The organism is Paenibacillus sp. Soil724D2, from assembly GCF_001427935.1.
GTDB lineage: Bacteria > Bacillota > Bacilli > Paenibacillales > NBRC-103111 > Paenibacillus_E.
Genome location: NZ_LMRY01000033.1, coordinates 33656 through 40294, shown reverse-complemented (window position 1 = coordinate 40294; position 6639 = coordinate 33656). Strand labels below are relative to the sequence as shown.

At 53.9% G+C, this 6639-nt stretch carries 4 protein-coding genes; all 4 read right to left on the bottom strand.

The genetic code is table 11. From position 1 onward, the window contains the following. Positions 1 to 341 precede the first annotated feature (341 nt). Positions 342 to 2084 (bottom strand): glycerol-3-phosphate dehydrogenase/oxidase, encoded by a 1743-nt coding sequence (locus ASG85_RS24250; protein ID WP_082588208.1) that lies wholly within the window; start codon positions 2082 to 2084, stop codon positions 342 to 344. 132 nt (positions 2085 to 2216) lie between these two features. Beyond that, positions 2217 to 3719 (bottom strand): glycerol kinase GlpK, encoded by a 1503-nt coding sequence (gene glpK / locus ASG85_RS24245; RefSeq protein WP_057302835.1) that lies wholly within the window; start codon positions 3717 to 3719, stop codon positions 2217 to 2219. Positions 3720 to 3749: 30 nt separating this feature from the next. Next, positions 3750 to 4307, bottom strand: coding sequence for a glycerol-3-phosphate responsive antiterminator (locus tag ASG85_RS24240; protein ID WP_057302834.1), 558 nt, complete (start codon positions 4305 to 4307; stop codon positions 3750 to 3752). Between the two features lie 205 nt (positions 4308 to 4512). Then, on the bottom strand, positions 4513 to 6522 hold the full coding sequence (locus ASG85_RS24235; protein ID WP_060647963.1) for a GTP-binding protein: 2010 nt from the start codon (positions 6520 to 6522) through the stop codon (positions 4513 to 4515). Positions 6523 to 6639 lie beyond the last annotated feature (117 nt).

The window sequence follows — 6639 nt, the reverse complement described above, 5'->3', positions numbered from 1 at the left end:
TCCGCAGAGGCAGCTTAGAAATCGAATTTTCAAAAAATGAGGGACACCCTGCTAGGGGAACTCCGTGCATTAACCAATATTTAATTATGAAATTGACTCTTTTTTGCAATAATTTTCCCAATTCAGCCGGAATTGCTTCAAATTGTTGTACAAAGTGCAACACAACAATACCCGTTCATGGCCAGAAGTGGGCATGGACCGACTCATGAAGCTAACAATGAATTACTGGCGGGAAAAGTAGCAGTGGGGCATATAGTAGGAACAGCTGAAACAGCATATAGCAGGAACAGCCAGAACAGCATATAGCAGGAACAGCTGTAACAGCCGGAGCCGCTGGAGCTTTACGCCTCCAGCGGGTTCACCGCTTCATGAAGCAGCTGCTCCAGCTCAGCGGTGTAGGCTGCGGTTTGCGCTTCGTCCCAGCCGAAGCGCTCAGCCATGAAGGCGATCGCAGGCGCCTTCCACTGCTTTGCCCACGCGATGTCGAAGAAGAGGGCGCCCGTGCGGCGGATGAAGAAATCCGCCGGCTTCACGACCATCTCGCACTCGATCGCGTACACGAGCGCAGCGAGCACAGCGGCGGGCATGCCCCGCTGCGCCGCCTCAGCCCGGTGCTGCTCCAGCAGCTCGAATACGGCGTCCACGTTGGAGCCGTACCTGCGCGCGAGCAGCGCAGCCTCTGCCTCGGTCAGCCCCAGCCGCAGGCCTTGGCTGGCCTTGCCCCGCAAGAACGGCGCCAGCTTCGCGGAGCCGCCCACATCGCCGCCGGAGATCGGCAGCGTCCGGGTGCGGCTCGGCGGCAGCGCCGCCGAGACCTTGCCCTCCGCCAGCAGCATGGCGGCGATCTTGTCCACGACCGACTCCGCCATTTTGCGGTAGCCGGTCAGCTTGCCCCCGGCCATCGAGATGAGGCCGGAGTCCGAGACGAAGATTTCGTCGCGGCGCGAAATCTCAGAAGGATCTTTGCCCTCTTGATGGATCAGAGGGCGCAGCCCGGTCCAGCTCGATTCGACGTCAGCCTCCGTCAACCCGAGGGACGGAAACATCTCGTTCGCGGCGCGCAGCACATAAGCGCGATCTGCTTCGGTAATACGGGGATTCGCGATATCCCCTTTGTAATTCGTGTCCGTCGTCCCGATGTAAGTTTTGCCGTCCCGCGGAATGGCAAACACCATCCGCCCGTCCGGCGTATCAAAATAAATCGCCTGCCGCAGCGGGAACTTGCTCTGATCGAACACCAGATGCACCCCTTTGGTCAGGTGCAGCGTCTTGCCATGCTTAGAGCGGTCCATCTCGCGCAGCGTATCGACCCAAGGCCCGGCCGCATTAACAATCTTACTCGCGTACAGCGAGTATGACTTCTTTTCAGACGCCTTTTCAGATGTCTCTCCAGACACCCCGCCGCCAATCTGATCCACCACACGCACACCAACCAACTTGCCATTCTCCACCAGCAGCTCTTCCACCTTAGCGTAATTCACCGCCAAAGCACCCAGCTCTACAGCCTTTTTCATAACCTCAATAGTTAAACGCGCATCATCTGTGCGGTATTCCACATAGTAACCGCCGCCTTTGAGATCCTTCTTCTTCAAAAGAGGCTCATGCGAGAGGGTTTCCTCTGGGCGGAACATTTTACGGCGCTCCGATCTTTTGACACCAGCCAAGAAATCATAAACCCGCAGACCCAGCGAGGTGGACAGCTTCCCGAACGTGCCCCCTTTATAGAAAGGCAGCAGCATCCACTCCGGCGTCGTCACATGCGGCCCATTTTCATATACAATCGCACGCTCTTTACCGACCTCAGCAACAACCTTCACATCCAGCTGTTTGAGATAGCGCAGCCCGCCATGAACCAGCTTGGTCGAACGGCTTGACGTCCCCGCAGCGAAGTCCTGCATATCAATCAACGCGGTGCGAAGCCCTCTGCTCTGTGCATCGAGCGCAATGCCAGCTCCCGTAATCCCGCCTCCAATTACGATCAGATCAAGCTTTTGCTTCGACATGGCTTGCAGCATTTCTGTTCTTTTCAGCGCATTAAACCCTTGTTGTTGCCCTATATTGGTTTGCTTAAGTTCCTTCGTCATCTCAATCTCTCCCTCGCGGATATAAAATAAAAAACCACAACATACCTAACACGTTTACACGTATAGGCCGCTGTGGCTTCTCCTAGTCTCCAACCGAATATTAACTTGTTATTAGTATATCATTGCTCACGCTTATTTAAAAGCCATTGCGGCATTTACTGCTTTTTTCCAACCGTTATACAAACTCTCTTGAAGTTCAGCTTCCATTTCCCGTTCAAAAGCCTTATCCACCTGCCACTGCTCCGCAATCTCCGCTTGATCCTTCCAAAAACCAACAGCCAGACCCGCTAGAAAAGCCGCGCCAAGCGCTGTCGTCTCACTAATCATCGGACGTTCTACCGTGACACCCAGCATGTCGCTTTGGAACTGCATAAGGAAGTCGTTCTTCACAGCACCACCATCAACTCGCAGCTTCGTGAGCTGAATGCCGGAATCGTCCTCCATCGCTTGCAGCACATCCTTGGTCTGATACGCGAGTGATTCGAGCGTTGCCCGAATGAAATGCTCCTTCGACGTCCCCCGAGTGAGCCCGAATACCGCGCCCCGAACGTCACTGTCCCAATATGGCGTACCTAGTCCGACAAAAGCCGGTACCACATACACACCATCTGTTGATACAACTCGCCTCGCGTACTCTTCACTATCCTTCGCCGATTTAATCATCCGCAGCCCGTCCCGCAGCCACTGAATCGCCGATCCTGCCACGAAAATACTGCCTTCCAGCGCGTACTCCACTTTCCCGTTCAATCCCCAAGCAATAGTGGTCAAAAGTCCGCTGCGCGATGGAATCGCGTGATTGCCCGTGTTCATCAGCATAAAACATCCGGTGCCATACGTATTTTTGGCCATCCCTTTTTCAAAACAAGCTTGCCCGAACAGAGCCGCCTGCTGATCCCCTGCCGCACCCGCAATTGGAATCGCCGAACCGAAAAAGAAGCTTTCCTGCGTATAACCATACACCTCAGAAGAGGAGCGAACCTCCGGCAGCATGGAAGCTGGAATGTCCAAATGCCCCAGCAGCTCTTCATCCCACTTTAGCTCGTGAATGTTATAGATGAGCGTGCGCGAAGCGTTCGAATAGTCCGTCACATGCGCTTTCCCGCCTGTCAGCTTCCAGATCAGCCATGTATCCATCGTGCCAAAAAGCAAATCCCCGCGTTCCGCCTTCTCTCTGGCACCGTCAACATGATCGAGAATCCACTTGATTTTGGTCCCCGAAAAATAGGCATCAATCAGCAGCCCCGTACGCTGCCGAAACAGGTCGCTAAGCCCCTGCGCTTTCAGTGTTTCACAAATATCTGCCGTCTGTCTCGACTGCCAAACAATCGCATGATACACAGGCATCCCTGTGTGCCGATCCCAGACAACCGCAGTTTCCCGTTGGTTGGTGATACCAATTCCCGCGATCTCCGCTGGCTGCACCCCAGACTCCGATAGAGCCGCCGCAATGACGCCCTGAATCGACAGCCAAATTTCGTTCGCATCATGCTCCACCCAACCCGGCTTCGGAAAATACTGCTTAAATTCCTTCTGGGCGACATGCACAATACTCCCTTTTTGATTAAATAAAATAGCTCTAGAACTTGTTGTCCCCTGATCAAGGGAAAGAATATAAGAAGGATTTGTCCCCGTCATTGCCATTGCCTTACCTCCACATGTTCAGGATCATTGATGATAATGCTGCCACAGCTCCGTATTCGACGTAGTGACTGCCGTTGCTCCAGCTCCTAACGCAAGCTCCACATCCTCCACCGTACGAATGAGTCCTCCTGCAAAAATAGGAATGCCCGAACGCTCCTTCACTTCCGTGATAATGTGCGGAATAATACCGGGAAGTACCTCAATGAAATCAGGTTTTGTCCTCTCCAAAAGCGTGTAGCTTTTATCCAAGGCACTGCTGTCTAGGAGAAAAAGCCGCTGAATGGCGATCAGACCATTCTGTTTCGTCTTCATAATCACATTTCCCCGTGTCGAAATGATACCAGCAGGACGAATACTCTGACACAGAAATTCCGCCGCATAATCGTCGTTTTTGAGCCCTTCTATTAAGTCAGCGTGCAGCAGCAGCTTCTTTCCATTTTCTCTGCCCAGATCCACAATGCTTTTCAACTGCCCAATATGACAATCCAACAGAACAATATACGTATAGTTAGACTTAAATAGCTTCTCAAGGTCTCTCATTTTGCGAATGGCCGGTAAAATACACTGCTCTTCCAAAGACATAACTTTCCCCCCCGTTTCTTTAAAAATGAACATCTGTCCCTATCCCAGAATGAGCGGAATGACAGCAAAAAAACTCACCAAGTATTGCCAATGATATTCAATGGGCAATCCAAGTGAGTCTCCTGTCTCCGTCACATGTTATTAACTTACCTTCATTGTACTGAGGCAAGTACATCATGTCAATGACAATGATCATCCAGCTAATTTAGGTCGACAATGCCTTACGCACAGCTAAAATATACTTCGATTGATCCAGCGGATTGACTCCACGCCGCTTACGCTCCGCATGAACGTCCGGCGGACTTGGCTGATAGCCTGCGAATGAGGAAGTTATCACACCTCGTCCGCCTGACATTGCGCTCAGCTTCACTGGATATTCCAGTGACGTAGCCACGGGCAGACGACCCTCGACTACGAATCTGCCTCCTGTCATTTGCGGCGGATCAAAAGCCGCTCTCATCTGCACAAGGTCGCTGAGCACCTTGCCTCCGAACTCTTCAGGCACGGTAATGCGAACCTGCAGCATCGGTTCGAGCAGTGTCGTGCCCGTCTGCGCAAGACCTTGCATGATGCCCATCGGCGTAGCGACAGCGAAGTCGAGCGGGTGAGTGTGCCACACATGATGCTCGCCCTCGATGAGCGTCACCTTCAAGTCGGTGACTTCCCAACCGAGCAGCCCTTGCTGGAGCGCCTCCGGTACACGGCGCTCCACCTCGTTCTGGTACTGCACGAGCAGATGTTCGCCGCGTACCAGCGACTCATACACGAGCCCGCTGCCCGGCGCCCCAGGCTCGATACGAAAGCGTAAGATCGCCCAGCACGGCTTGGGCATCGTATAGGCAATGAAGCCTTCGCCCACTTTCGAAGGTGTTTCTTTATAGATCACGGAAGGTTGGTCGAACCTTACTCGGAGCCCAAAGCGCGAGCTCAAGAGACTCGTGAGAATCTCGAGCTGAATCGCGCCCATGACTTTCACATGCAGCTCGCGCTCCTCCTGCAGCCACTGCAGATCGAGCAGCGGATCCTCGTCCGTCAGCTCCTGCAGCGCTGCGACGAGCGCCGGATACTGCGCCTCACTCTCGGCGTGAACCTGCACAGTCAAGAGCGGAACCGCCATCTGCGGCGCAGGCGGCACGCTATCTGCTTGGCCCAGCACATCGCCGATCCGCACCTGTGTCAGGCCGCAGACGGCTGCAATATCGCCGGCCATGACAAACCCGATATCTTCGGCTTTACGGCCGTCGATTTTGCGAATCTGGGTCACCTTCTCCTCCACGCCCTGCGTGACATTGAAGACGGTGTCCCGGTTGCGGATCGTCCCCTCGTAGAGGCGGACGTACGCCATTCTCCCCATGGTCTTGTCCCGCTCGACCTTGAACACCACGGCCGAAAGCGGCTGCTCCGCAGAGCCGTTCGGCCCAGGCAAATAATCAAGGATCGCTTCCATCAGCTCCTTGATACCAAGCCCTTTGCTGGAGGCGCCCACCAGCAAAGGAAAAGCCTCCCCCTGCCGCGCATATCGCTGCAGGGCTGCCTTCACCTCGCGTGCCTCGACCGGCGCGCCTTCGATGTAGCTCGTGAGCATGCGCTCGTCGAGCTCCGATAGCTTCTCTACCGCGGAAGCCAAGTCGAATCCGCGCACCCCATCCGCGGCGACCGCATCCGCCGAGTCATCCGTGAGCACGTTCGCCGCACCGCGGAACGTGTCCTCTTGACCAAGCGGTGCATAGATCGGCACCGCCATCTCCGTGAGCTGCTTGTGAATATCGCGCAGCACGCGCTCGGGATCCGCGCCGACGCGGTCCATTTTATTCATATACAGCAAGGTTGGTATCTTGAGGGATTGCAGTGTGTGCCAGATCATTTCCGTCTGTGACTGCACCCCTTCCACCGCTGAAACAATAAGAATAGCCCCGTCCATTACCCGAAGTGAACGCTCCACTTCCGACAAGAAATCGACGTGACCTGGCGTATCCACAAGGTTAATCAACGTATCCTTCCATGAAAAAGAGGTCGTCGCGCTGCGAACCGATATCCCCCGCTCCCTTTCCACATCCATAGAATCCGTCTGCGCTGTCCCGTTATCTACACTACCCAACGAGCGAATTCGCCCGCTATGATAAAGAATATGCTCTGTCGTTGTCGTCTTACCCGCATCCACGTGCGCAAAAATGCCCACATTTCTTCTGGATATTGCTTGATTATCATCCCTCATCAGAGCCCGGATCCCCTTCTATTACTATCTTATCTTCATTATACTAAAAGTGCGTACAATTGGATAAGCTTGTCTATCAGTAATAAATTGTTTTACAAACTTTACTAGGCCTAATAG